Origin of the sequence: Streptomyces xylophagus (assembly GCF_000716435.1) — a bacterium.
In the GTDB taxonomy this organism is placed as follows: domain Bacteria; phylum Actinomycetota; class Actinomycetes; order Streptomycetales; family Streptomycetaceae; genus Streptomyces; species Streptomyces xylophagus.
Genome location: NZ_JNWO01000013.1, coordinates 40,051 through 65,057, shown reverse-complemented (window position 1 = coordinate 65,057; position 25,007 = coordinate 40,051). Strand labels below are relative to the sequence as shown.

Here is a 25,007-nt window from a genome sequence, read left to right as displayed (position 1 = left end):
CCAACTCCCCCTCCGGCCTAGGGAGTTCGGGCAGGTCGGCGCAGTGCAGACCTTGACCACGTGAACTCCGGCACCGCAGAGATCCCGAAGGTCCTCAGGGTCCGAGGTCAGCACCGTGACGGGTGCGGGCGAGGCGAGCGCCGTCGCGGCGACGATCGCATCGAGAGCGTACTTGTGCCCGTGCAGACCGGCCGAAGCGAGGAGCTTGCTCGCTTGGCGGGCGATTGCTTCGCTGGGCTGGACGACGTTGACACGCGAGACGGCGTGGCCGAAGCGGGCCTGCTGGGTCCTGGGGTCGCGGGCCTCGACGAACCACGCCGTGAGCACTGACGTGCGGCGTACGAGCCTGGGTGGACCCTCGCCGTCAGGGAAGGGCGTGCCCCTCACGTGGCGTCCGTCGGGCCGGCCGTGCCACCGCGCAGGAGGGCTCGCTTGGCCTCGACAGCGGCCTGGTCGACCGGACCGTGCTCACCCTCCGCGTCCTTGATGAGTTCGCGGAGTCGGTCCCGCTCCAACTGACGCTGGACAAGAGCTTCGGCATTCATGAACATGCCTCGCTTGTCTGCACGGAGCGACAGGGACACCGGGCGGGCGGGGCCTTCGCCGGGCACAGGAGAAGTACCCGTGGCCCTACCTGGAAAAAACCGTTGTCATTCGCCCACCGACTCGAACCGCCACCGATGCACCGCCCGCATGACCAACTCCCCCTCCGGCTCGGGGAGTTCCGGCAGCTCGGCGTCGTACTCCGCGTCCCACCACGTGATGACGAGGACGCGGTCCTGAGGAGCCCGCAGGAACTCCCGGCGCAGCGGCTCGGCCGGGAGCTTCTGCTGCCGCGCCCAGGCGAGCAGGTCAGCCCCCCGCCCGGGGACCGCCCGTGCCTCCCACATCAACGCGACCGTCGTCACGAGTACAGGTTCTCCTTGCTGACCTCGTGCACGTGATCGTGGTCATGCGAGTGGCCGGGCACATGCGGGTCCGTCACCGGCAAGGACGAGTCCGCCGACAGGTCCCAGTCCGAAGGGACCCGGTTCCGCGCCACCATCTCCGCGCCGAGCGCGGCGACCATCGCGCCGTTGTCCGTGCACAGCTTCGGGCGCGGGACGCGCAGCCGGATGCCGGCGGCCTCGCAGCGCTCCGCCGCCAGCGCCCGCAGCCGCGAGTTCGCGGCGACGCCGCCGCCGATCATCAGGTGGTCGACGCCCTCGTCCTTGCAGGCCCGTACGGCCTTGCGGGTCAGTACGTCGACGACCGCCTCCTGGAAGGACGCCGACACATCGCGCACCGGCACCTCCTCCCCCGCCGCCCGCTTCGCCTCGATCCAGCGGGCCACGGACGTCTTCAGCCCGGAGAAGGAGAAGTCGTACGCCGGGTCGCGCGGCCCGGTCAGCCCGCGCGGGAACGTGATCGCCTTCGGGTCGCCCTCCTTCGCGTACCGGTCGATGACCGGCCCGCCCGGGAAGCCGAGGTTCAGCACGCGCGCGATCTTGTCGAAGGCCTCGCCCGCCGCGTCGTCGATCGTCGCGCCCAGCGGCCGTACGTCCGAGGTGATGTCGGAGGAGAGGAGGAGGGAGGAGTGACCGCCGGACACCAGCAGCGCCATCGTCGGCTCGGGCAGCGGGCCGTGTTCCAGCTGGTCGACGCAGATGTGGGAGGCGAGGTGGTTCACGCCGTAGAGCGGCTTGCCGAGCGCGTACGCGTACGCCTTGGCTGCGCTGACGCCGACGAGCAGGGCGCCCGCGAGCCCGGGGCCGGCCGTGACCGCGATGCCGTCCAGGTCACGGGCGCTCACGCCCGCGTCCTTCAGGGCGCGCTGGATCGTCGGGACCATCGCCTCCAGATGGGCGCGGGACGCCACCTCCGGTACGACCCCGCCGAAGCGGGCGTGTTCGTCGACGCTGGACGCGACCGCGTCCGCCAGCAGGGTGGTGCCGCGGACGATGCCGACGCCGGTCTCGTCGCAGGAGGTCTCGATGCCGAGGACGAGAGGTTCGTCAGCCATTGATCTCGGTTCCTTGTACGGAAGTTGATGGGTCGGTCAGCCGCATCACCAGGGCGTCGACGTTGCCCGGCTGGTAGTAGCCGCGCCGGAACCCGATGGGGGCGAAGCCGAAACGCTCGTACAGCTTCTGCGCGCGAACGTTGTCGACACGGCATTCGAGCATGACCTCGGCGCACTCGAACTCGCTTGCCGCGCTGAGGAGTTCGGTGAGGAGGGTGGAGCCGAGGCCGGTGCCCCAGTGGTCGCGGGCGACGGCGATGGTCTGGATGTCGGCCTGCTCGCCGGTGGTGGCGAGGCCCGCGTATCCGATGACCCGGACGCCGCTCTCGGTCTCCGCACCGGTCACCTCCGCCACCAGGTACCGGCGGGTCGCCGCCGCCCCCCGCGCATGCGCCAGTTCGGACCAGAACATGCCCCGGGACCAGGCGTCCTCGGGGAAGAGGTCCTTCTCCAGCTCCAGCACGGGATCGATGTCCCACCAGCGCATCTCGCGCAGTCGAGGGCTCACGGATTCGGTCACTTGGGGGTGACCACCTTGTAGTTCTTGGGCACCTGGGCGTCGGGGCGGCGCAGGTACAGCGGCCGGGGCTCGGGGAGTTCGACGCCCGCCGCGAGTCGCTCGGCGGCCAGCGAGGCGAGCGCGGCGGCGGACACGTGCTCCGGTTCGTGCGCGCCGGGGAACGTGTCGGGGTAGAGCAGTGCGCCGGCGCCGACGGCGGGCAGCCCCGCCACCTCGTCGGCGATGTCGGCGGGCCGGTCCACCGCCGGGTCGGTGACCCGGGTCCGGGAGTCGGCGTAGCGCGCCCAGTACACCTCCTTGCGCCGCGCGTCGGTGGCCACGACGAACGGGCCGTCGAGGTCGGCGGCGTAGGCGAGGCCGTCCAGCGTGCACACACCGTGCACGGGCACGCCGAGCGCGAGCCCGAAGGTGTCGGCGGTCATCAGCCCGACGCGCAGCCCGGTGTAGGGGCCGGGGCCGATGCCGACGACGATTCCCGTGACGGCGTCGAGCCGGAGCCCGGCCTCGACGAGCACACGGTCGACGGCCGGGAGCAGCAGCTCACCGTGGCGGCGCGCGTCCACCTGACTCGACGAGGCGATGACGGCCTCGCCGTCGTGCAGGGCGACGGTGACGGCGGGGGTGGCGGTATCCAGAGCGAGCAAGAGCACGCAAACAGCCTACGGCTCCGGCGCCCCGGGCACGGCCGCCCCGGTGGGCCCGCCACAGACTGCTACCGTCACCTAGGGTCACCACACTTACAGGACATACGAGACACGGAGGTGGGCGCCGATGGCCGGCAGCAGCTCGGGAATCGTGGCCGGGCTCACCGTGGCGGCGGTCGCCACGGTCGGTTTCCTCGCCTATCAGGCGTCGGCGAGCGTCCCCGCGAGCCTGGGGGACGCGGCCCGTGCGAGCGCCTCACCCGCGATCGCCACCTCGAAGGCACCCCGCGACAAGAAGAACCCCAACGCGCTGCCCCCCGCCTCCGGCAAGGGCGAGCGGGTCGTGTACTCGGTGGACGACGACCGGGTGTGGCTGGTGGCCGAGAACAACAAGGTCAACCGCACGTTCAAGGTCACCCCCGGCACGGTCGATCCGGCCACGGGGTCCTACTTCGTCACGTCCCGCTCGAACGCGATCACCGGCACCGACGGCACCCCCATCCAGCACGTCGTCCGCTTCACCAACACGAACGGCATCGCGATCGGCTTCAGCGCGGCGGTGAGCGGCGCGACGGAGGAACCGGACCCCACAGTGAAGTCGGGCGGCATCCGCGAGTCGATCGAGGACGGGGCGGCGATGTGGCAGTTCGCGACGATCGGCCAGAACATCGTCGTAATCCGCTGAGCAATTCAATTGGGGGCAGCGCAACTCCCCAGGGGCGCGGGGAACTGCGCGCCCAGCCACGACGCGCCCGCAGCCGAACGACTACGCGGCTTTACGCGGCTCAACCGGCGGAGCCTCCGGCGCCCGCGGCGGCGTAGAAATCACCTGAGCCGCAACCCCCGCCGCCAACAACTCCCGCATCGACACCCCGGCGAACACACGCGGCTGCGGACGGTCCTGATCCTCTGAAGCCGACGAAGCCGACATGGACGCCTCCTAGCCCTGGGGCAGACGTAGTTAGGTAGACCTAACTACATACTGGATACCATGTGACCACGCGCGAGACCCCGAACGCAACATCTTGCCGACACCTTGTCGGAACCCACACGCCCCGCACGACCGGTCAGGCGCCGAGCACGCCCAGATCGACCGCGGCCCACCGCGCACCGAGCCCGGTGACGGTGACATGCCGTACCTCATCCGTGGTGTCCCCGACGGCCCGGTGGATCACGAGCGACAGCCGGTCGTCCGTCAACTCCTCGACCTTGCCCTCACCCCACTCCACGACGATCACGGACTCGGGCAGCGAGACGTCGAGATCGAGGTCCTCCATCTCGTCGAGCCCGCCGCCGAGGCGATACGCGTCGACATGGACGAGCGGCGGCCCGCCCCCCAGGGAGGGATGCACCCGGGCGATCACGAACGTCGGCGAGGTCACCGCCCCCCGGACCCCGAGCCCCTCCCCCAGTCCCCGGGTCAGTGTCGTCTTGCCGGCGCCGAGCTCACCCGTGAGCATCACGAGGTCGCCCGCGCGCAGCAGTTTGGCGAGGCGGCGCCCCAACTCCCGCATCTGCTCGGGGGAGTTGACGGTGAGGGAGACGGACAGGGGCTCAGCCGCGTCGTGCGGTGCTGCTGGTGCTTCCATAGCCACTTACGGTAGCCCCTGCCGGCACCGCACCCGCGCGGGTGAGCAGGTCGGCGAGGCGGTCGGTGACCACCTCCGGGTGCTCCAGCATGACCAGGTGCCCGGCGTCCGGCACGAGCACCAGCTCGGCGTCCGGCAGCAGGTCGGCGATGGCCTCGCTGTGCTCACTGGGCGTGACGAGATCGCCGATCCCGGCCAGCACGAGCACCGGCATGTCCTTGAAGTGGGTGAGGGCCGCGGTCTTGTCGTGGTCGGTGAACGCCGGATAGAACTCGGCGACCACGTCGATGGGCGTGCCCTCGATCATCCGCTCGGCGAACCGCGCGACCGCCGGGTCGACGTCCCGCGACGCGAACGAGTACCGCTTGATGATCCCGGCGAACAGATCGGCGGTGGCCCGCCGCCCCCGCTCCACCAGCGCCGCCTGCTGTCCGAGCGCCTTCAGCACCCCGGGCAGCACCCGCCGCACCGCGTTGACCCCGGCGACGGGCAGCCCGAAGTTGACCTCGCCGAGCCGCCCGGAGGACGTACCGACGAAGGCGGTGGCGACGACCCGGTCGCGGATCAGCTCGGGGTACTGGTCGGCGAGCGCCATCACCGTCATGCCGCCCATGGAGTGCCCGACGAGCACGATCGGCCCCTCGGGCACGGCCGCGTCGATCACGGCCTTCAGGTCGCGGCCCAACTGGTCGATGGTGAGCGGCATGCCGTCTTCCAGCTGCGCCACCCCGCGCGCGGAACGCCCATGGCTGCGCTGGTCCCAGTGCACGGTCCGCACGACCCCGCGCAGGGCCGCCCGCTGGAAGTGCCAGGAGTCCTGGTTGAGGCAGTACCCGTGGCTGAAGACGACGGTGACGGGAGCGGGCGCCTTGCGCCCGAAGAGCCGCCGCCGCTTGGGCGTGACGGCGACCTCCGGCTCGATGTCGTCGACCTCGTAGTACAGCTCGGTGCCGTCGTCGGCCCGCGCCGTACCGGGCGTGCCGCGCAACGAGCCGTACGGCCCGGTGGAGTCGAGCGCCAGCCGTGCCCTCTCGCGCATCCCGCGCCCGACGGTCATCCGCTCTATGGCGACACCGGCCGCGGCACCGGCTGCGATCACACCTATCGCGGCGCCCGCGATGCCGGTCGCCTTGCGCCAGTTGCCGGCCACCCCCGTGGCGGCGGAGGCGACCGCGGCGACCGCCTCCGCACTGCTCTCACTCACGTGCCGCTCCTCTTCACGTCAGGACCCTGCGCTACGTCGCCTTCCTCATACCCGGGGACGACCTCAGGGACGACTTCGGGAACGATCTCGGGAACGACGACCTCATTGACGTAGACGCGGGGAACGCGTGTTCCGATGCGGGTCACGATCTCGTACGCGATGGTGCCCGCGGCCTGTGCCCAGTCCTCGGCGGTGGGCTCACCGCGGTCGCCGGCCCCGAAGAGAATCGCCTCCGCACCGGCCTCCGGCTCGTCCCCTCCCAGGTCTACGACGAACTGGTCCATGGCGATCCGCCCCGCGACCGTCCGCCACTTGCCGCCGACCAGCACAGGACCGGTGCCGGATGCGTGCCGCGGGATGCCGTCCGCGTAACCGACGGGGACGAGGCCGAGGGTGGTGGTGCCCGGAGTGACGTAGTGATGCCCGTAACTGACGCCGTGCCCGCCCGGCACCTGTTTCACCAGGGCGACGGACGCCTTCAGCGTCATCACCGGCCGCAGTCCGAAGTCGGCCGGGGACCCCACCTCCGGGCTGGGCGAGATGCCGTAGACGGCGATGCCGGTACGGACGAGGTCGAAGTGGGAGTCGGGCCGGGTGAGCGTGGCAGGCGAGTTGGCGATGTGCCGCACCTCGGCCCGCACACCGCGCTCCTCCGCGTACGCGACCATCTCGCGGAAGAGGGCGAGTTGGGCGTCGACGGAGGGATGCCCGGGCTCGTCGGCGCAGGCGAAGTGCGACCAGAGTCCGGTGACACGGACGAGCCCCTCGGCCTCCGCGCGCAGGGCAGCGCCGACGAGTTCGGCCCAGTCGTCCCCCGGCTGACACCCGTTGCGCCCGAGCCCGGTGTCGGCCTTGAGCTGCACGCGCGCGGGCACACCGACTTCGCGGGCGGCGGCCACGACCTCCCGCAGGGCCCACATCCCACTCAGCGACACATCAAGATCAGCTCGGATCGCTTCCCGCCAGGGCCCACCCGGGGTCCACAGCCAGCACATGATCCGCACCCCGTCCGGCAGCCCGGCGCGGGCCCGCAGTTCGAGGGCCTCCTCGGGCGTGGCGGTACCGAGCCAGGTGGCCCCCGCCTCGACGGCCGCCCGGGCACACGGCACCGCCCCGTGGCCGTACGCGTCGGACTTCACGACGGCCATGAGGGCGGCGCCCGGTGCGAGGGCGCGCAGGGCCCGCACATTGGCCCGCAGGGCGCCCAGATCGATCTCGGCGCGGGCGCGCAGCGGTGCGGTGGGCTGTGTCGCTGTCTCATTCATGACGCCCCCAGTCTCTCAGAGGGGACCGACAAGCCCGCAGGCCCGCCTGGTTTCAGGGCCGGTGCCCCCACACGTAGACACGGTCGCCCTTCTTGAGGACGTTCCACAGCTTGCGGGCGTCGGCCAGCCGGAGGTTGACGCAGCCCCAAGAGCCGACGGTGGTGTAGATGCTGCCGTAGACGGCGTGGAAGGCGATGCCGCCGTCGAAGAACTGGGCATACGGCATAGGGCTGTTGTAGAGCGTCGACCAATGATTCTTGTGCTTCCAATAGATCTTGTGCCAGCCCCCCCGGGTCACATGCCCGGTGCGCCCACTGCGCATCGGCACCGGCCCGAAGACGACCTTCTTGCCCTTCTGCACCCAGGTCAGCTGCCGGTCGAGATCGACACAGGCGACGCGGTACGAACGGACCGGGCACTTCCGCGCGGCGTTCGGATTCTTCCTCGCGGCGATCAGTTGCATCCGCGCCCAGGTCACAGGCCCCGCGAACCCGATCGCCGGCTTGATCCCCTGCTTCTTCTGAAAGGCCCGGATGGCCTTGCAGTCGGCACCCGACTGCTTGCCGTCCACCTTCAGCTTCAGCCACCGCTCCACGCCCCGCTGATACGGCCCGGTCTGCTTGCTGCACGTCACCTTCGCGACGGCGTCCCCGATCGGCACGTACTCGACGAGCGCGTACGTCCCCACGGCAGCGTCCCGAGGCTCGACCCTGTCCTCTTCAGCGGTGGGCGTATAGACCTTCGGCGCGAGCGCCTGATCGGGCGTGTCGATCTGCCACGGCTGATACGGCCCCGGCGGCACACCCGGCACCAGTTCGGTCTCACCGGGCCCGGCCGCCGGCGGCACCGGCCCGTCGGCAGCGGCGGTCCCGGCCCCGACGGGGAGGGCGATCACCGCGGTGAGCAGCACCGCGATGCTTCTGTGCGCGATTCGTGTACTGATCATGCGATCAGAGAAACGCGACGGTGCGACGGGAAACGGCTGCCGCGCGGAGGGATCACCCTTATTGACGAGCGTTTGGTATCAGCCCGTCCGGCGTTTGAGGACGAGGCCCCTTCAGGGCCGATGGGGGTCTGGGGGCGCAGCCCCCAGGCGGGGCGGAAGGGGCGGAGCCCCTGGGGATGGGACGGGTAGGGGCGGCGGGGGCGAGAAAAATCAGCCCCGCACATCCCGCCAGGCAATCCGAATCCCCTCCGCCACATCATGCGCCCCCACAGGCGCCCCCTCCGCAGCCAACCTCCCCGCCAGCCCATGCAGATACGCCCCCACACTCCCCGCATCGAACGCCGACAACCCCGCCGCCAACAACGACCCCGAGAGCCCCGACAACACGTCCCCGCTCCCCGCCGTAGCCAGCCACCCGGTCCCCGTCGCATTCACCCGCACCGCCCCACCCCCCGAGTCGGCGACAAGCGTGGTCGACCCCTTCAGCAGCACAGTCGCCCCATACCGCCCCGCCAACTCCCGCACGGAATCCAGCCGAGCCCCCTCGACGACCTCCCGAGCCACCCCGAGCAACGCGGCGGCCTCCCCCGCATGCGGAGTCATGAGCGTCGGCGCGACACGCCCCCGCACGGCACCCGGATCGACCAACCGCAACCCGTCCGCGTCGATGAGCACAGGCACATCAGCGGTCACCACATCCGCCACGGTCGAGGCATCGTCACCCGCCCCCGGCCCGACGACCCACGCCTGCACGCGCCCCGCCTTGAGCGGCCCGCCCTCCGACACCAGCACCTCAGGAAAACGGGCGATCACCGCGTCCGAGGCCGGCCCGACATACCGCACGGCCCCCGCCCCACCCCGCAACGCCCCCGCGACGGCAAGCACAGCCGCCCCCGGATACCGCCCGGACCCGGCGGCGATCCCCACGACCCCACGCCGGTACTTGTCGCTCTCGGCCCCCGGCACGGGCAACAACCGCGCCACGTCCGCATGTTGCAGTGCCTCCAGCTCAGGCTCGTCAGGCAGCTCGGCCCCCAGCCCGATGTCGACGAGCCGCACGGACCCGGCGTACTCCCGAGCAGGATCGATCAGCAACCCGGGCTTATGAGCCCCGAAGGTGACGGTGAGATCGGCGCGCACGGCAGCTCCCCGCACCTCACCGCTGTCCGCCTCGACCCCACTGGGCAGATCAACGGCGACGACAACACCACGGGAGCCCGCCGCAAAGCCCGCAAGCCTCGCGGCATCGGGCCGCAACCCGCCCTTCCCCCCGATCCCGACGATCCCGTCGAGGACGAGATCGGCACCGAGAATCAACTCCTCGGCGTCACTCGGCGCGACGGTACGACCACCGGCGCGAAGCAGCGCGGCGAGCCCGCCGGAGTGGGTGCGCTCGGGCGCGAGGAGCACAGCGGTGACGGCAGCGCCCCGCCGGGCGAGCCGAGCGCCGGCGTACAGGGCATCGCCCCCGTTGTCCCCGCTCCCCACCAGCAGCACGACCCGGCTGCCGTAGACCCGCCCCACCAACTGGGCGCAGGCGACGGCCAGTCCGGCGGCGGCACGCTGCATGAGCGCGCCTTCCGGAAGTCGCGCCATCAGTTCCCGCTCGGCTGCCCTTACCGTCTCGACGCTGTACGCAGTACGCATACGTTCGAGTCTGCCCCGTAAGCCCCGCAACCTGCACCCGGGCACTCAAACCCAAGCCCCTCGGACCGCAAACCCGCGGCCGCCAACGGCGATATCGCCCCACAGGGGCCACCCGCACCCGACAACGAAATCCGCACGGGCGGTGCGGGTGGGAAACAAAAAGGCCGAAGGCGCAGCCGAGGCCGTACAGTCCCCGCCCACCCTCACCCCTCCGCGATCACCACCGCAGAAGCCACCCCCGCGTCATGGCTCAACGAAACATGCCAGGACCGCACCCCCAGCTCAGCCGCGCGCGCCGCAACCGTCCCGGTGACCCGCAACCGAGGCCGCCCACTGTCCTCGACGTACACCTCCGCGTCCGTCCAGTGCAGCCCGGCCGGCGCACCGAGCGCCTTCGCCACCGCCTCCTTCGCCGCGAACCGCGCCGCAAGAGACGCCGCCCCCCGCCGCTCCCCACTCGGCAACAGCAACTCACTGTCCAGGAACAGCCGCCGAGCCATCCCCGGCGTACGCGCCAGCGACGCCGCGAACCGGTCGATCTCGGCCACATCGATACCAACCCCGATGATGCTCATGCCGAGCACCCTACGACCGCGTCCACCCCCGTCCCGCCTGTCACAGACGGCTGCTAGCCTGCGGCAACTCGCATCACACGCACGACACCACTCACGCATGACACCACTCACGTTCGCGCGCCCTGGGGGGCCAGTAGGCGCACCGTGGGCTCTGGATTCGCCAGGGGGCGGAGCATGACCACCACCGGCACGACGACCGACGACGACGAGAGACCCGTAGCGCTGTCGGAACCGGTCGACGACCCGTTCACCACGCTGCCGGACCTCACGCCGCTGCGGGACGCTGCCCGAGCCGGCGACTGGCCGGCGACGCAGGCCTTCTTCACGGCCCTCGCCTCAACCGAGAACCCGGTCGAGAACCCGGTCGAGAACTCCGCGGAGAAGGTGTCCTTCGCCTCGGCCCAACTCGCAGGCCTGGACGGCGTGGAGACCTACCTGGAGCGGGCGGCGGCCGAACACCCCGCCGACCCCCTCCCCCGCACCCTGCTCGCCGAGCGCTACATCCGCATCGGCTGGGCCATCCGCAGCCGCTACCGCGCGGAGCACGTCTCGCGCGACCAGTTCGAGCAGTTCCACGACTGGCTGCGGCGGGCCGAGCGGCTGCTGATCGACGTGTGCGCCGAGCAGCCCGACAACCCCGCCGCCTGGACCGCCCGTCTGCTCACCGCCCGCGGCCTGCAACTCGGACAGACCGAGGCCCGCCGCCGCTACGACCGCCTCTCCGCCCACCACCCCCACCACTTCCGCGCGCAGTCCCAGCTGCTCCAGCAGATGTGCCCCAAGTGGAGTGGTTCCTGGGAGGCCGCGCACGCCTTCGCGCAGGAGTGTGTGGCCGCGGCCCCCGCCGGCGCGCACGCCGGGGTGGTGGTCGCCGAGGCGCACATCGAGCACTGGGCGGATCTGGACGGCGTGGAGCAGCGCACGTATATGCGGAGTGTCTCCGTCCGTGACGAACTGCGGGCCGCCGCACGGGAGTCCGTGCTGCACCCGGACTACGCCCCCGGCTGGAGCTGGATCACGGCGGACAGCGCGTTCGCCCTGGCTTTCTCGATCGGCGGCCACTTCGCGGACGCGGCCGCGCACTTCGTCTCTCTCGAAGACCGGGTGACCGAGTACCAGTGGCAGTACTTGCCCGGCTGGAAGGCCGCGTTCGTGAAGTACCGCAAGTCCGCGCTCGCGACGCTCTAGGGGGAGCCGACGATGACGACCACCGAGTTCGCGCCGGAGGCCCTCTCCGGCCTGATCGGCTGCACGACCACCCAGGGCATCCCCACTCTCTACGCCCCGCGCCGGGGCGGCCAGGTCACGGCCGGTCTCTTCTTCCGGGTGGGCCGCGCCGACGAGACCCTGGCGACGGCCGGACTCACCCATCTCGTCGAGCATCTGGCCCTGCACCGGCTGCAGTTGGCCGACCTGCACCACAACGGCGCGACGGCGAACACGTACACCCTCTTCCACGCGACCGGCGACGAGGACGAGGTCGTAGCGCATCTCAACAGTGTCTGCGCGGCCCTGCGCGAACTGCCGCTGGCCCGGCTGGACACCGAGCGGGAGATCCTGCGCACGGAGGCCGCGGGCGGCAGGAGCGGCTCCAACTCCCCACTACCGCTGTGGCGTTACGGCGCTCAGGGCTACGGACTGTCCAGCTACGACGAGTTGGGCACCTGGAGCGTGACGCCGGACCAGGTCGGCGACTGGGCGCGGACCCGTTTCACCCGTGAGAACGCGGTCCTGTGGATCACGAGCGAGTCCGTCCCGGAGGGCCTGGACCTCACCCTGCCGACGGGCACCCGCCGCCCGGCCCCGGCGGCCACCAGCGCCCTCCGGACGACCCCCGCGTACATCTGCGGCGAGGACGGGCACGTGGTCCTGACCTCGGTCGTACGGCGTTCCACGGCGGCGGCGGTCTTCGCGGACGTGCTGGGCCGGGCGCTCTTCCAGGACCTGCGCCAGGAGGGCGGTTACTCCTACGCGGCGGAGGCCGACTACACCCCGCGCGACGCGGACTTCGCCACGCTCACCGCGTACGCCGACGCGCTGCCGCAGAAGCAGGACGCGGTGGTCGGCGGCTTCGTCGACACCCTCGCCCGGCTGCGCAACGGCACCATCGCACAGTCCGAACTGGACTCCGTCCGCGGCAAGAAGCTCAAGATGTACGACGTCCCGGACTTCGCCGCCGCCTCCCTCCCCGGGTACGCCCTGGACCTCCTCCTCGGCCACCGCATCCTCTCCCCCGCCGAGCACCGGGCCGAGTTGGCCGCGGTCACGGTCGCGGACCTGCACGAGGTGGCCCGCGAGGCATGGGCGTCCACCCTGCTCCAGGTCCCGGGCCACCGGGGCGTCGACTGGGCGGGCCTGACCCTGGCCCCGCAGTACTCCGGGACCACGGGGGTCACGGGAAGCAGCCACCGGTCCCTGGAGAGCGAGGACGTCACGCTCGTCATCGGCGACGAGGGCGTGAGCGTCACGACCCCGCGCGGCGTGGTGACCGTCCTCTACGACACCTGCGTGGCGATGACCACCCGCCCCGACGGAGCGCGCGGACTCACGGGCCCCGACGGCTTCGCGGTCACCGTGGAACCGACGTTGTACCTCGACGTGACACCGGACCGGATCGCGCGGATCGACGCGGCGGTACCGGAGGCGGCGGTGGTACGGCTGCCGGCCCGTGCTCCGGAGCACGTCCCGCGGCCGCGGGAGGGGGCAGCGCAGTCCCAACGGTCCAAGGACTCCGGCCCGGCGACGTGGGTCCCGACGTGGCTCCGTACCGTCGGCGGCCGGCTGCTCGCCGTGGTGGCGGCCGCATGGGTCCTGCTCGGCGGATTCACGATCGTCCGCCAGATCATCGGGCCCGACGGAGACTTGGGCGGCGCTCTCGCCGTCGCCCTCATCGAGGTCCCACCGGTCATGCTCCTCCGGAGGCTGTACCTGGTGCATCGCATGCGGCGACGGTGACGACCGGCCCGGCCTGATCCGGCTGATCCGGTTCTCGTCGGTCCGGGTGCCCGCTTCGAGGGCGACGAGGACGGTGCCGCGGAGGTTGCGAGACGGCGCCGTACGCGGCGGCACGGACACCCGAGACAACCAACTGAACTGCCCTTGAGGCACGCACGACCTGCGCGTCGCGCCGGCCGAGCGGTCATCCGGGTGCGGGACCGTACGGGAACGCGAGCCGGCTGATGATCTCCTCCTCCAGCGGACCGGGGGGCGGCCACGGGAATCGGGGAATGCGAGCGCGGAGCAGGATGAGGCCGTGCAGGGCCGCCCACAGAGCGGTCGCCGTGACGAGAGCATCCTGTGCCCGGGACGTGCCGTCGTGCATCGCGTCGGCGACATCACGCAGAAGTATCGAGAACGCTTCGGCGGGAGCGAGCTGACTCGCGACGGTCTCGCCGACAATGGGCGCGAGCCGGCGTACCGCCTGGTCGACGCGTTCCTCTGTGGTGCTGGTGCCCTTGGGCCGCGGCCGGGAGAACAGCAGGGCGTAGAGCTCGGGCTGCTCGGCACCGAAGACGAGATAGGCGTGGCAGTCGGCCAGAAGCCGTTCACGCGCGCCTTCCGCTCCCGCCCGGGCGGTCTCGAGATGACGCACCAGCAGGGAGCGGGTCTCGGTGACCACGGCCTCCACGATCTGGTCGGGTGTGTCGAAGTGCGCGTAGATCGACGGTGGCGCGATGCCGACCTTGCGGGCGATCGCCCGCAGGGTCACCGCGCTGTCCGTTCCGGTCTCGACCAGCAGCTCGCGGGCCGCGGTCACGATCTCGTCGCGGAGTTGCGCTCCCTGACCTCGGGGATTGCGTCTCCGTGCTGGTGCTGGAGCCATGACGATGACTTTACGGCCGTAAGTTCTCATGCTCTACTTACGGCCGTAAGGTTACGTGGGTAGCGTGAAGGAAGATGACATGGACGTTTTCGTTCGAATACTCACCGTCCACAGGCGGTGGACCGCATGAGCGCCACGACCGTCACCCCTCTTTCCATGGCAAACAGCAACGCCTACCTCCTGCGGGGCGAGCAGGCGGTCCTCGTGGACACGGGCGGACCGGAGGACGGCGACCGTCTGCGCGACGCGCTGTCCGCGCAGGGCCTTCAGCCTCGCGACATCGCCCTGGTCCTCCTGACCCACGGCCACAACGACCACAGCGGCACGGCGGCGTCGTTCGCGGATGCCGGCGTTCCGATAGCGGTCGGCCTGGGTGACGAACAACTCCTGCGTACCGGACGCATCGACGTACTCCCGATCAGCCATCCGGCCGGTGCTCTGTTGAGGCCCATGGTCCTGCGCGCGAAGGCTCAGCCGGTCGAAGCCGGCATCCTGGTGGAGGACAGGTTCGACCTGAGTCCCTACGGCGTCGACGCGCACGCCGAGCGGTTCGGCGGCCACACCCCGGGCTCGCTCGTCGTCCGCGTCGGCGACGACACACTCGTCGGCGACCTGGTCCGCGGTGGCGTGCTGCGCCCCAAGAGCCCGAAGCGCCATTTCTTCACCGAGGACGCCGCCGGAGTGCGCAGGGCACTCACGACCGAACTCGACCGCCGTCCGCAGCGCCTGCTCCCCGGCCATGGCGGGCCCCTCGACGCGGACGAGACCCGACGACGCCTCGACAAGGTCGCTCCGGCGCCCAGCCGGCCCGCAGCATCAGGATGAGGCAGGTGACGCTGCGGTCCACGACGCGAAGGCCCCGGCCAGGGCAGTCCTCGCCCTCCCGACCGGAGCCTTCGCAGCGTTCCTCGACGGTGCGCCGAACTGCTCCGCCGTCGCTACTCCACCGTCACCGACTTCGCCAGGTTCCGCGGCTGGTCCACCTCGTTGCCCCGAGCCGTGGCCAGCTCACAGGCGAACACCTGCAACGGCACGGTCGCCACCAGCGGTTGGAGCAACGTCGGTGTCGCCGGGATCCGGATCAGATGGTCCGCGTACGGGACGACCGTCTCGTCCCCCTCCTCCGCGATCACGATGGTCATCGCACCCCGCGCGCGGATCTCCTGGATGTTGGACACGATCTTGTCGTGGAGTACGGAACGCCCACGAGGTGACGGCACGACCACCACCACGGGCATGCCCTCCTCGATCAAGGCGATCGGCCCGTGCTTCAACTCCCCCGCCGCGAAGCCCTCGGCGTGCATGTACGCCAACTCCTTGAGTTTCAGGGCGCCTTCGAGAGCGACCGGGTAGCCGACGTGCCGTCCCAGGAAGAGCACGGTGTTCTTGGCGGCCACCGACCGCGCCAACTCCCGTACCGGCTCCATGGTTTCCAGCACCCGCTCGACCTCGCCGGAGATCTGCGACAGGTCCCGGATGACGGCCTGGATCTCGTCGCCCCACTTGGTGCCCCGCACCTGACCGAGATACAGCGCGACCAGATAACACGCCACCAGCTGTGTCAGAAACGCCTTCGTCGACGCTACGGCGACCTCCGGCCCGGCATGCGTGTACAGCACCGCGTCCGACTCACGGGGAATCGTCGACCCGTTGGTGTTGCAGATCGCCAGGACTTTTGAGCCCTGCTCCCTCGCGTGCCGTAGCGCCATCAGTGTGTCCATCGTCTCGCCGGACTGGGAGATCGCGATGACCAGGGACCTCGCGCCCAGGATCGGGTCCCGGTACCGGAACTCGCTCGCCAGTTCCACCTCGCACGGAATCCGGGTCCAGTGCTCGATGGCGTACTTGGCGATCAGGCCCGCGTGGAAGGCCGTACCGCACGCGACGATGACGACCTTGTCGATCTCCCGCAGCTCATGGACGGGGATGCGGACCTCGTCCAGGGTCAACAGGCCCGCCACGTCGATGCGCCCCAGCAGCGTGTCGGCGACCGCCTTCGGCTGCTCGGCGATCTCCTTGAGCATGAAGTAGTCGTAGCCGCCCTTCTCCGCGGCGGAGGCGTCCCAGTCGACGTGGTACGAGCGGACCTCGGCCGGGGCGCCGTCGAAACCGGTGACCGTCACGCCGTCGCGGCGCAGCTCGACCACCTGGTCCTGGCCCAGTTCGATCGCCGACCGGGTGTGGGCGATGAACGCGGCCACGTCGGAGGCGAGGAAGGCCTCGCCCTCGCCGACACCGACGACGAGCGGCGAGTTGCGGCGGGCGCCGACGACCACGTCCGGTTCGTCCGCGTGCACGGCGACCAGCGTGAACGCGCCCTCCAGCCGCCGGCACACCTGCCGCATCGCCTCCGCGAGGTCCGCGCACCCCGAGAACTCCTCGGCCAGCAGATGCGCGACCACCTCGGTGTCCGTGTCGGAGGCGAGATCGTGCCCGCGCTCCGCCAACTCGGCCCGCAGGCAGGCGAAGTTCTCGATGATGCCGTTGTGGACGACGGCCACACGCCCCGCGTTGTCGAGGTGCGGGTGGGCGTTGGCGTCCGTCGGGCCGCCGTGTGTGGCCCAACGGGTGTGCCCGATGCCCGTCGAGCCCGCCGGCAGCGGCCGGTCGACCAGTTCCTTCTCCAGATTGACGAGTTTCCCGGCCTTCTTGGCCGCCGCCAGCCCGCCGTCCGCGAGCACGGCGACGCCCGACGAGTCGTAACCCCGGTACTCCAGCCGCTTCAGTCCGGCCATCACCACATCAAGCGCCGACTGCGACCCCACGTATCCCACGATTCCGCACATGCGCCGCAGCCTAGGCGCCGAGGCCCGCCCGAACACGGCACTTCGTGCCCGATTTCGGAAATTCCGGCCATGATCGAAAACGATCGACGCCCTTGCGCAAGCCGCTCGGCGCCTGCCTAGAGTGGCGCGGGCTTGATCGGATCCTGACCAATCCGCCGACAACCGGGCAGCACCCGTCGCCCGCCGCCCCGGCACAATCGGCCCGCCCATGGAGAGTCCATGACCCACCCCGGATTCGCCCCGCCCCCGGAAGCCGCACCGGAGATCGTCGAGGAGCGCCGGACGGCGGCCTGGCGAGTCAGTTCCGGATCCATGGTCCTGGTGACGGGCCGATGACGCCTCTCGAAGCGAGCCGCCAGGTCATCGCCCTGGTCCGGGCCGACCAGGACAACGCACGGCACCTGGACGGCTGCGCCCCCGAGCTCATCGCCCGTGCCGAGCGCGAGATGGGCCTCGTGTTCCCGCCGTCGTACCGCCTCCTGATCGAGGAGTTCGGCTCCTGGGAGGTCCCGCCCGCCGAGTTCCTCGGCGTGTACCGGACCAAGCTCGGTGGGGACAGGCTGTGGGGCTCCGCGGCCCAGACCGTCGCCGCCCGGGCCATCGGACTGCCGCCGGAGCTGATGGTGGTCCTGCTCGACGACGTGTGGACGTTCGCCGTCCTCGACACCTCCCGTCCCGACCAGGACGGCGAGTACCCCGTCCTCACGTGGAACCCGGGAGTTCTCGACGGCGGGCTCGTCGAAAAGATCGCCGACAGCTACGGAGAGTTCGCACTCGCCGAGTGCCGGCGGAACCTGGATCCGCCCACGTGACGCACCCCACCCACCACCCCGTTCAAACTCCGTTAACAATGGACTGTGATCTCTCCGGTCTCCCCGATGCCCCGGAGCGCCCACCGGCACAAGCCGGAGGCGACTCCCTACGTCGACCTCACCCGAGCCGAGTGGAGCGCGCTGCGCGACAAGACGCCGCTGCCGCTCACCGCCGCGGAGGTCGAGAAGCTGCGTGGCCTCGGTGATGTCATCGACCTCGACGAGGTGCGTGACATCTACCTCCCGCTGTCCAGACTTCTCAACCTCTACGTCGGCGCCACGGACGGCCTCAGAAGCGCCCTGAACACCTTCCTGGGCGAACAGGGCTCCCAGTCCGGCACCCCGTTCGTCATAGGCGTCGCGGGGTCGGTGGCCGTAGGAAAGTCGACCGTCGCCCGGCTGCTGCAGGCGCTGCTCTCCCGTTGGCCCGAGCATCCGCGCGTCGAGCTCGTGACCACTGACGGGTTCCTGCTGCCCACACGGGAGTTGGAGGCGCGCGGGCTGATGTCGCGGAAGGGGTTCCCGGAGTCGTACGACCGGCGGGCGCTGACCCGTTTCGTCGCCGACATCAAGGCGGGCAAGGACGAGGTCACCGCGCCTGTCTATTCGCATCTCATCTACGACATCATCCCTGATCAGCGGCTCACGGTCCGGCGGCCCGACATCCTGATCGTGGAGGGGCTGAACGTGCTGCAGCCCGCCCTCCCCGGCAAGGACGGCCGTACGCGGGTCGGTCTCGCCGACTACTTCGACTTCAGTGTGTACGTCGACGCGAGCGCCGAGGACATCGAGCGCTGGTATCTGAACCGGTTCCGCAAGCTGCGCGCCACCGCGTTCCAGAACCCCGACTCGTACTTCCGCAAGTACACCCAGGTCTCCGAGGACAAGGCCGTCGAGTACGCCCGCACCCTCTGGCGGACCATCAACAAGCCGAACCTGGTGGAGAACATCGCCCCCACCCGGGGCCGCGCCACCCTCGTCGTCCGCAAGGGAACCGACCACAAGGTGCAGCGGCTCAGCCTGCGCAAACTGTGACGGCTACCCTGCCCGCATGCTGCACCTGCGCCTGATCACCCCCGCCGACCGGACCGACGAGGTGGTCCGGCTGATCGAGACGACCGTCGGCACCACGCACCTCGTCGTCCTGACCGGCGCCGCCCGCAACCCGACCGGCGACGTCGTCATGTGCGATGTCGCCCGCGAGGCCGGTGACGAACTCATCGGCGCGCTACGGGAGTTGGAGCTCGACCGGATCGGTTCCATCGCCGTCGACAACATCGGTCTGTCGCTGTCGGAGCGGGCCGAACAGGCTCAGGACGACGCGCCCGGCGAGGGCGCCGACGCCGTGCTGTGGGAGCACCTCGCGGACGCGACGCACGAGGAGTCGACGCTCACCGTCACCTACGTCGCGTTCCTGACGGTCGCCACGATGCTCGCGGCCTGCGGTGTGATGCTGGACAACGCGATCCTGATCGTGGGCGCGATGGCCGTAGGACCGGAGTTCGGGCCGCTCGCGGGGATCTCCACGGCGTTGGTGCGGAAGGCTCCGCAGCTGGTGTGGCGGTCGCTGTGGGCGCTGCTCGCCGGGTTCGCGGCGGCCATGGTCCTTACGGTGGGCTTCAGTTGGCTGCTGGACGCCCTCGGACTCTTCGAGAGGTCCATGGTGGAGGCCCCACGCCCCAACACCGCCTTCATCTGGAAGCCCGACTGGATGTCCTTCGTCGTGGCCTTCCTGGCGGGCATCGCGGGCACCCTGTCCCTGACGTCCGCCAAGTCCGGTGCCCTGATCGGCGTCGCGATCTCGGTGACGACCGTCCCGGCCGCCGCGAACGCCGCCGTGGCCTTCAGTTACCGGGACTACTCCCAGACGTGGGGCTCCACTTGGCAGCTGCTCGCCAACCTCGGCGGGATCGTCGTGGCGGGCACGCTCACGCTGCTGGCACAGAAAACCTTCTGGGCCTGGCAGCGCGAGCGCACCACCGCTCAACTCACCTAGCAGGTCAACTCACTCAGCCGAGCGCCGACTTCACCGCGTCCGCCAACCGGCCCGCCACCGACCGCGCCTGGTCGATGTCGGCGGCCTCCACCATCACCCGTACCAGCGGCTCGGTGCCCGACGGGCGCAGCAACACCCGCCCGGTGGAACCGAGTTCACGCTCCGCCTCGGTGACCGCGGCCGCCAGGTCGGCGGAGCTGCCCACACGGGTGCGGTCCACGTCGGGCACGTTGATGAGGACCTGCGGCAGGCGGGTCATCACGGACGCGAGGTCCTTGAGCGTACGGCCGGTGTCAGCGACCCTCGCCGCCAGCATCAGGCCGGTCAGCGTGCCGTCGCCGGTGGTCGCGTGGTCCAGGATGATGACGTGCCCGGACTGCTCGCCGCCCAGCGCGTAGCCGTGCTCCTTCATCTCCTCCAGGACGTAGCGGTCACCGACCGCGGTCTGAACGAGCGTCAGGCCCTCGCGCTCCATGGCCAGTTTGAAGCCGAGGTTCGACATGACGGTCGCGACGACGGTGTCGGAGCGCAGTGCGGAACGCTCCCGCATCGCCAGCGCGATCACGGCCATGATCTGGTCCCCGTCGACCTCTTCACCGGTGTGGTCCACGGCCAGGCAGCGGTCGGCGTCACCGTCGTGCGCGATGCCGAGGTCGGCGCCGTGTGCGACGACTGCGGCCTGCAGCAGACCCAGGTGGGTGGAGCCGCAGCCGTCGTTGATGTTGAGGCCGTCGGGGTCCGCGCCGATGGTGATGACCTCGGCGCCGGCCCGCGAGAAGGCCTCCGGGGAGACCCGGGAGGCGGCGCCGTGCGCCTCGTCGAGGACGATCTTCAGCCCGTCGAGCCGGTTCGGGAGCACGCCGATGAGGTGGGCGACGTACTGGTCGAAGCCTTCGTTGTAGTGCCGGACCCGGCCGACGCCGGAGCCGGTCGGGCGGTCCCAGGGGGCGCCGGTGCGGTGCTCCTCGTAGATCTTCTCGATCCGCTCCTCCAGCTCGTCGTCGAGCTTGTGCCCGCCGCGCGCGAGGAACTTGAGTCCGTTGTCGGGCATGGCGTTGTGGCTCGCGGAGAGCATCACCCCGAGGTCGGCGCCCAGCACACCGGTGAGATACGCCACCGCTGGGGTGGGCAGCACACCGACGAGCAGTACGTCCACTCCCGAGCTGGCCAGGCCGGCCACCACGGCGGCCTCCAGGAACTCCCCGGACGCGCGCGGGTCCCGCCCGACCACGGCCGTCGCCCGGTGGCCTTCGAAGGTGCCCGCCTCGGCCAGCACATGCGCCGCCGCGACGGAGAGGCCGAGAGCCATCTCGGCCGTCAGATCCGCGTTGGCGACACCGCGCACGCCGTCCGTGCCGAAGAGTCGTCCCACTTGTCCTCCTGAGGAAGGCGAAAGTACTGCAAGACGAAGGTCCTGCATTCCAGGCATACGATGCCTGATCATCCGATCACACAAGCCTTTGAGCGCCTTGTGCCGTTATACGCCCCAGGCTGTGATAAACGAACGCCCCGGCGGCACGAGTGGCGTGCCGCCGGGGCGTTCGGAGTACAGAGCAGCAGGCGAGATTTAGCGCTTGCTGTACTGCGGGGCCTTGCGGGCCTTCTTGAGACCGGCCTTCTTGCGCTCGACCGCGCGGTCGTCGCGACGGAGGTAACCGGCCTTCTTCAGGGCGGCGCGGTTGTTGTCCACGTCGGCCTCGTTCAGCGCGCGGGCCACGCCGAGGCGCAGGGCACCGGCCTGACCGGAGACGCCGCCACCCGAGATGCGGGCGATGACGTCGTAGCGGCCGTCGAGCTCGAGCACCTTGAAGGGCTCATTGACTTCCTGCTGGTGGACCTTGTTCGGGAAGTAGTCCTCGAGCGTGCGCCCGTTGACCTTCCACTTGCCGGTGCCGGGCACGATGCGAACGCGCGCGATGGCGTTCTTACGGCGGCCCAGGCCGGCGGCCGGCTGCGGGTCGCCGAAGCGGCCGGCGAGCGACTCCGAGGTGTACTCGCCCTCGACGGGCACCTCGGACTCGGTGGTGTAGCTCTCGATGTCGACGAGCTCGGTCTCGGTCTCTTCGACCGGCTGCTCAACAGTGGTCTCGGCCACGGTTCTCCTCAGATCTTTTCTGTTTAGGGGTGTGGCCGGAACTACTGCGCGACCTGGGTGATCTCGAACGGCACCGGCTGCTGGGCAGCGTGCGGGTGCTGGTCGCCCGAGTAGACCTTCAGCTTCGAGATCATCTGACGGCCCAGGGTGTTCTTGGGGATCATGCCCTTGATGGCCTTCTCGACGGCCTTCTCGGGGTTCTTCGCCAGCAGCTCGTCGTAGCGGACGGAGCGCAGACCACCCGGGTAGCCGGAGTGGCGGTACGCCAGCTTCTGGGTCTTCTTGTTGCCGGACAGGTGAACCTTGTCGGCGTTGATGATGATGACGAAGTCGCCCATGTCCATGTGCGGGGCATAGGTCGGCTTGTGCTTGCCGCGGAGGAGGTTCGCAGCAGTGGTAGCCAGACGGCCGAGGACGATGTCCTGGGCGTCGATGACGTGCCACTGGCGAGTCACATCGCCGGGCTTGGGGCTGTACGTACGCACTTCGCAGCCTTCTTCTTCAGTGGATGGGTGCTGACACATGGCATCACTGAAGCGATCGTGCAGCTGGGGACGACAATGGCCGGGGACGATGCCCGTATGCCGCCCACTGGTAACTGCTCCAGGGAACCTACGCAAGGGCCTCTCGCCTGAGAGCGACCAAGCCGATACGCATAACAAACTGCAACACTACCCGCGCCGCCCCTGACGGGTCAAAACGGTGTGGGACCTGCGGGCCGAGCACCCCGGACGGCAGCACACAGCGAGGGATCGGACACGCACCGTGACAGCCCCAACGTCTGTTGCTCCAGGGCTTATTGAGACGCACCTGCACACCCGTTGCCCCGTCTAAGATGCGACCCATGAGCTTCGGGCAGGGGGGACCCCAGTCCCAGTGGGATCCCTGGAAACCGCAATCGCAGCAGCCGTGGGGCGGCAACGTCGACGACGAGTCCCCGGACTGGGCCGCGCTCGCCGACCGGGCGGAGACGCGCAACAGGCGCAAGAGACTGCTGCTCATAGTCGGCGGCGCGCTGGCGACGGTGGGCGTCGGGACGGCCGTGGCCATGGCCGTCATGTCGGCGAACGGCGACGACAACGCGTCGGGCCAACCGACGAACCTGCCCGCGAGCGGGTCCCTGCCGAGCGGCACCGGCGACATCACGCCGTCGTTCGCGCCGACCAGCGCGCCCCCGCCGCTGGACCCGAAGGACTTCATCTCCAGCAAGGCGAAGGACACAGCACCGCTCAGCGCGGAACTGCTGTTCCCGGGCACGCAGTTGACCATGGGCTCGACCGTGTACAAGAAGGGCGCGACGGCCGACACCACGAACTGCGCCTCGGCCGCCCAGGCGACCCTCCCCAAGGTCCTCACGGCGAACGACTGCACCCGCCTGATGCGCGTCACCTACACCAAGGACAACGTCGCGGTGACGGTCGGCGTCGCCGTCTTCGACACCGAGGCCCAGGCCACGAAGGTCAAGGGCCAGGCGGACACGAAGAGCATCATCAGGTCCCTGTCCGGCAAGGGCGTCAAGCCGTTCTGCAACGGCGCGGTGTGCCGCACGACCACCAACTCCTACGGCCGCTACGCCTACTTCACGATCGCCGGCTTCACCGACGGCAAGGACGTGACGACCAAGGACACCAAGGTCTTCACCACCGGCGACGACCTGGCCGAGTTCGCGTTCCGCCAGATCGGCAGGCGGGGCGAGGCGCAGGCTTCGGCGGCAGCGGCGGCCGGATAGCCGCCCGGCCGACACCGAGCGTGCGCCCCTCCCCGGGCCGGTGATCAGCGCCGGTCACGGGCCTCCGCCAGGACCGGTGCTTCCCGGTACGGAGGGAGTCCGCCACGCGAGTCCGCCACGGTGCGTTCCTGTCCACCGCCGGCCGTCTTGAAGACCCACGTCCGGTAGGACCAGAAACGGAACAGGGTCGCGATGCCGATGCCGAGGAACTTGCTGCCGTTGTTGGCGAGCGTGCCGTCCCAGCCGAGTCCGTAGGTGGTCAGGTAGAGGACCCCGTTCTCGATGACCAGGCCGACCGCGCTGAAGAAGAGGAAGAGCCCCAGCTCCTTCCGCCGGCCGCCCCGGTCGTCCTGGGCTTGGTCCCGGTAGGTGAAGTACCGCAGGCCGAGATAGTTGGTCATGATCGCCACGGCCGTCGCCAGGACGCTCGCCCGGACGGGCTGCCACTCCGTCGTGGCTCTGACGAGGTTGAAGACCCCGAGATTGACGATGAATCCCGAGGCCCCCACCAGGCCGAACTTCGCGATCTCGCGAGAGAGCTTCCCCGACCGCGGGGGAAGCGAGTGCCGTCCGCCCATGTCCGGCTCAGCCCCGCCGGTTGCGCAGCCGTAGCCGCACCGGCATCACCGCCGACTCGATCTGCGTGGTGAGGTTCATCTTGGAGACACCCTCGGTGCGCTCCTCGAAGCGGATCGGGATCTCGACGGCGCTGTGCCCGGCCCGGACGGCCTTGAACTTCAGCTCGACCTGGAAGCTGTAGCCGGCGCTGTCGAGGGTCGTGAGGTCGACGTCGCGCAGGGCGGCGGCCGACCACAGGTTGAAGCCCGCCGTGATGTCCCGGATCTTGGTGCCGAGCACGGTCCGCGCGTACCGGTTGGCGAAGCGGGACAGCAGGACGCGGTGCCTGCCCCACTCCTCGTCCAGCGAGCCGCCCTCGACGTACCGGCTGCCGACGACCAGGCCCACGCCCGAGGCCACGGCGGTGCCGAGCATCCGCGGGACCGCCTCGACGGGATGGCTGCCGTCGGCGTCCATCTGGACGACGTACTCGGCGCCCTCGGCGAGCGCGGCGCTCATGCCCGCGACGTACGCGCGCCCGAGGCCGTCCTTCTCGGTGCGGTGCAGCACGCTCATCCGGCGCACGCCGTCGGCGTTGTACTTCTCCGCCAGCTCCTCGGCGATCCGCCCGGTGCCGTCCGGGCTGGAGTCGTCGACGATCTTCAGGTGGAGCCCGGGCAGCCCGAGCGACAGCACGGCCTCGGCCATCCGCGGCAGGTTCGCCGCCTCGTTGTAGGTGGGCATCACCACGGTGACGCGAGCACCCCCCAGGTCATACGTCATTTCTTTTCCCTCCCCAAAGGTGACTGCTCCCGC

26 protein-coding genes and 1 pseudogene are annotated in these 25,007 nt (G+C 70.3%); 8 read left to right on the top strand and 19 right to left on the bottom strand.

What is annotated here, in order from left to right:
* Positions 1-48: 48 nt before the first annotated feature.
* From OO70_RS56175 to tsaB, 6 genes and pseudogenes are all read right to left on the bottom strand, one after another.
* Positions 49-387: pseudogene (locus OO70_RS56175) on the bottom strand (type II toxin-antitoxin system VapC family toxin); the annotation flags it as partial.
* Complete coding sequence (locus OO70_RS55460; protein WP_407702831.1) at positions 384-545, bottom strand: hypothetical protein; 162 nt, start codon at positions 543-545, stop codon at positions 384-386. The pseudogene OO70_RS56175 and the gene OO70_RS55460, both read right to left, overlap by 4 nt.
* 105 nt (positions 546-650) lie before the next feature.
* Positions 651-890, bottom strand: coding sequence for a hypothetical protein (locus OO70_RS27655; RefSeq protein ID WP_043677230.1), 240 nt, complete (start codon positions 888-890; stop codon positions 651-653).
* A gap of 14 nt (positions 891-904) precedes the next feature.
* Entirely contained in the window at positions 905-2,002 is a 1,098-nt protein-coding gene (gene tsaD, locus OO70_RS27650; protein ID WP_043676901.1) for a tRNA (adenosine(37)-N6)-threonylcarbamoyltransferase complex transferase subunit TsaD, read from the bottom strand.
* On the bottom strand, positions 1,995-2,522 hold the full coding sequence (rimI, locus tag OO70_RS27645) for a ribosomal protein S18-alanine N-acetyltransferase (RefSeq protein WP_043676899.1): 528 nt from the start codon (positions 2,520-2,522) through the stop codon (positions 1,995-1,997). The genes tsaD and rimI overlap by 8 nt, the downstream gene beginning before the upstream one ends.
* Positions 2,519-3,172, bottom strand: coding sequence for a tRNA (adenosine(37)-N6)-threonylcarbamoyltransferase complex dimerization subunit type 1 TsaB (gene tsaB, locus OO70_RS27640; RefSeq protein WP_043676897.1), 654 nt, complete (start codon positions 3,170-3,172; stop codon positions 2,519-2,521). Before tsaB ends, rimI begins: the two co-directional genes overlap by 4 nt.
* A 121-nt stretch (positions 3,173-3,293) precedes the next feature.
* Here tsaB and OO70_RS27635 point away from each other — a divergent pair, with 121 nt between their 5' ends.
* Entirely contained in the window at positions 3,294-3,851 is a 558-nt protein-coding gene (locus OO70_RS27635) for a L,D-transpeptidase (protein WP_043676894.1), read from the top strand.
* Between the two features lie 382 nt (positions 3,852-4,233).
* On the opposite strand, the gene tsaE is transcribed toward OO70_RS27635, so the two are convergent.
* The 6 genes from tsaE to OO70_RS27605 form a co-directional block, all read right to left on the bottom strand.
* Positions 4,234-4,755: a tRNA (adenosine(37)-N6)-threonylcarbamoyltransferase complex ATPase subunit type 1 TsaE gene (tsaE, locus tag OO70_RS27630; protein WP_043676892.1), complete on the bottom strand. Its 522-nt coding sequence runs from the start codon at positions 4,753-4,755 to the stop codon at positions 4,234-4,236.
* On the bottom strand, positions 4,721-5,959 hold the full coding sequence (locus OO70_RS27625; protein WP_043676890.1) for an alpha/beta fold hydrolase: 1,239 nt from the start codon (positions 5,957-5,959) through the stop codon (positions 4,721-4,723). The genes tsaE and OO70_RS27625 overlap by 35 nt, the downstream gene beginning before the upstream one ends.
* The gene (gene alr / locus OO70_RS27620) at positions 5,956-7,224 is read right to left on the bottom strand and encodes an alanine racemase (RefSeq protein WP_043676888.1); all 1,269 of its coding nucleotides are present in this window, start codon (positions 7,222-7,224) and stop codon (positions 5,956-5,958) included. Before alr ends, OO70_RS27625 begins: the two co-directional genes overlap by 4 nt.
* A gap of 52 nt (positions 7,225-7,276) precedes the next feature.
* Entirely contained in the window at positions 7,277-8,170 is an 894-nt protein-coding gene (locus OO70_RS27615) for a L,D-transpeptidase family protein (RefSeq protein WP_043676886.1), read from the bottom strand.
* 210 nt (positions 8,171-8,380) lie between these two features.
* Positions 8,381-9,817 carry an NAD(P)H-hydrate dehydratase gene (locus tag OO70_RS27610; RefSeq protein WP_199827417.1) on the bottom strand — a complete coding sequence of 479 codons (1,437 nt, stop codon included), beginning with the start codon at positions 9,815-9,817 and terminating at the stop codon, positions 8,381-8,383.
* A 203-nt stretch (positions 9,818-10,020) separates the two neighbouring features.
* On the bottom strand, positions 10,021-10,392 hold the full coding sequence (locus tag OO70_RS27605) for a holo-ACP synthase (RefSeq protein WP_043676883.1): 372 nt from the start codon (positions 10,390-10,392) through the stop codon (positions 10,021-10,023).
* Between the two features lie 174 nt (positions 10,393-10,566).
* On the opposite strand from OO70_RS27605, the gene OO70_RS27600 reads away from it, so the two are divergent.
* Together OO70_RS27600 and OO70_RS27595 are read left to right on the top strand one after the other, a co-directional pair.
* Positions 10,567-11,580, top strand: a complete 1,014-nt coding sequence (locus OO70_RS27600) for a hypothetical protein (protein ID WP_051741664.1) — start codon at positions 10,567-10,569, stop codon at positions 11,578-11,580.
* A 12-nt stretch (positions 11,581-11,592) separates the two neighbouring features.
* Positions 11,593-13,347 carry an insulinase family protein gene (locus OO70_RS27595; RefSeq protein WP_106971773.1) on the top strand — a complete coding sequence of 585 codons (1,755 nt, stop codon included), beginning with the start codon at positions 11,593-11,595 and terminating at the stop codon, positions 13,345-13,347.
* Positions 13,348-13,531: 184 nt separating this feature from the next.
* Here OO70_RS27595 and OO70_RS27590 read toward each other — a convergent pair whose 3' ends face one another.
* On the bottom strand, positions 13,532-14,215 hold the full coding sequence (locus tag OO70_RS27590) for a TetR/AcrR family transcriptional regulator (RefSeq protein WP_043676880.1): 684 nt from the start codon (positions 14,213-14,215) through the stop codon (positions 13,532-13,534).
* 126 nt (positions 14,216-14,341) lie between these two features.
* Between OO70_RS27590 and OO70_RS27585 the strand changes: the two genes are divergently transcribed.
* Positions 14,342-15,040: an MBL fold metallo-hydrolase gene (locus OO70_RS27585; protein WP_158711522.1), complete on the top strand. Its 699-nt coding sequence runs from the start codon at positions 14,342-14,344 to the stop codon at positions 15,038-15,040.
* Between the two features lie 113 nt (positions 15,041-15,153).
* Here the strand turns inward: OO70_RS27585 and glmS are convergent, their stop codons facing one another.
* The gene (gene glmS, locus OO70_RS27580; RefSeq protein ID WP_078651574.1) at positions 15,154-17,001 is read right to left on the bottom strand and encodes a glutamine--fructose-6-phosphate transaminase (isomerizing); all 1,848 of its coding nucleotides are present in this window, start codon (positions 16,999-17,001) and stop codon (positions 15,154-15,156) included.
* Positions 17,002-17,333: 332 nt separating this feature from the next.
* Between glmS and OO70_RS27575 the strand changes: the two genes are divergently transcribed.
* From OO70_RS27575 to OO70_RS27565, 3 genes are all read left to right on the top strand, one after another.
* Entirely contained in the window at positions 17,334-17,813 is a 480-nt protein-coding gene (locus OO70_RS27575) for an SMI1/KNR4 family protein (protein ID WP_043676873.1), read from the top strand.
* A 66-nt stretch (positions 17,814-17,879) separates the two neighbouring features.
* A complete protein-coding gene (coaA, locus tag OO70_RS27570; RefSeq protein ID WP_199827416.1) occupies positions 17,880-18,848 on the top strand; it encodes a type I pantothenate kinase in 969 nt (322 codons plus the stop codon).
* Positions 18,849-18,864: 16 nt separating this feature from the next.
* Complete coding sequence (locus OO70_RS27565; protein WP_043676867.1) at positions 18,865-19,809, top strand: DUF389 domain-containing protein; 945 nt, start codon at positions 18,865-18,867, stop codon at positions 19,807-19,809.
* A 13-nt stretch (positions 19,810-19,822) separates the two neighbouring features.
* Here OO70_RS27565 and glmM read toward each other — a convergent pair whose 3' ends face one another.
* From glmM to rplM, 3 genes are all read right to left on the bottom strand, one after another.
* A complete protein-coding gene (gene glmM, locus OO70_RS27560) occupies positions 19,823-21,181 on the bottom strand; it encodes a phosphoglucosamine mutase (RefSeq protein WP_043676864.1) in 1,359 nt (452 codons plus the stop codon).
* Between the two features lie 195 nt (positions 21,182-21,376).
* Positions 21,377-21,904, bottom strand: a complete 528-nt coding sequence (rpsI, locus tag OO70_RS27555) for a 30S ribosomal protein S9 (RefSeq protein ID WP_043676862.1) — start codon at positions 21,902-21,904, stop codon at positions 21,377-21,379.
* Positions 21,905-21,945: 41 nt separating this feature from the next.
* A complete protein-coding gene (gene rplM / locus OO70_RS27550; protein ID WP_013001400.1) occupies positions 21,946-22,389 on the bottom strand; it encodes a 50S ribosomal protein L13 in 444 nt (147 codons plus the stop codon).
* A 359-nt stretch (positions 22,390-22,748) separates the two neighbouring features.
* Here rplM and OO70_RS27545 point away from each other — a divergent pair, with 359 nt between their 5' ends.
* On the top strand, positions 22,749-23,633 hold the full coding sequence (locus OO70_RS27545; protein WP_043677218.1) for a hypothetical protein: 885 nt from the start codon (positions 22,749-22,751) through the stop codon (positions 23,631-23,633).
* A 44-nt stretch (positions 23,634-23,677) separates the two neighbouring features.
* Here the strand turns inward: OO70_RS27545 and OO70_RS27540 are convergent, their stop codons facing one another.
* Together OO70_RS27540 and OO70_RS27535 are read right to left on the bottom strand one after the other, a co-directional pair.
* Entirely contained in the window at positions 23,678-24,211 is a 534-nt protein-coding gene (locus OO70_RS27540; RefSeq protein ID WP_043676859.1) for a GtrA family protein, read from the bottom strand.
* A 7-nt stretch (positions 24,212-24,218) separates the two neighbouring features.
* Positions 24,219-24,974 carry a polyprenol monophosphomannose synthase gene (locus OO70_RS27535; RefSeq protein ID WP_043676856.1) on the bottom strand — a complete coding sequence of 252 codons (756 nt, stop codon included), beginning with the start codon at positions 24,972-24,974 and terminating at the stop codon, positions 24,219-24,221.
* Between the last annotated feature and the right edge of the window lie 33 nt (positions 24,975-25,007).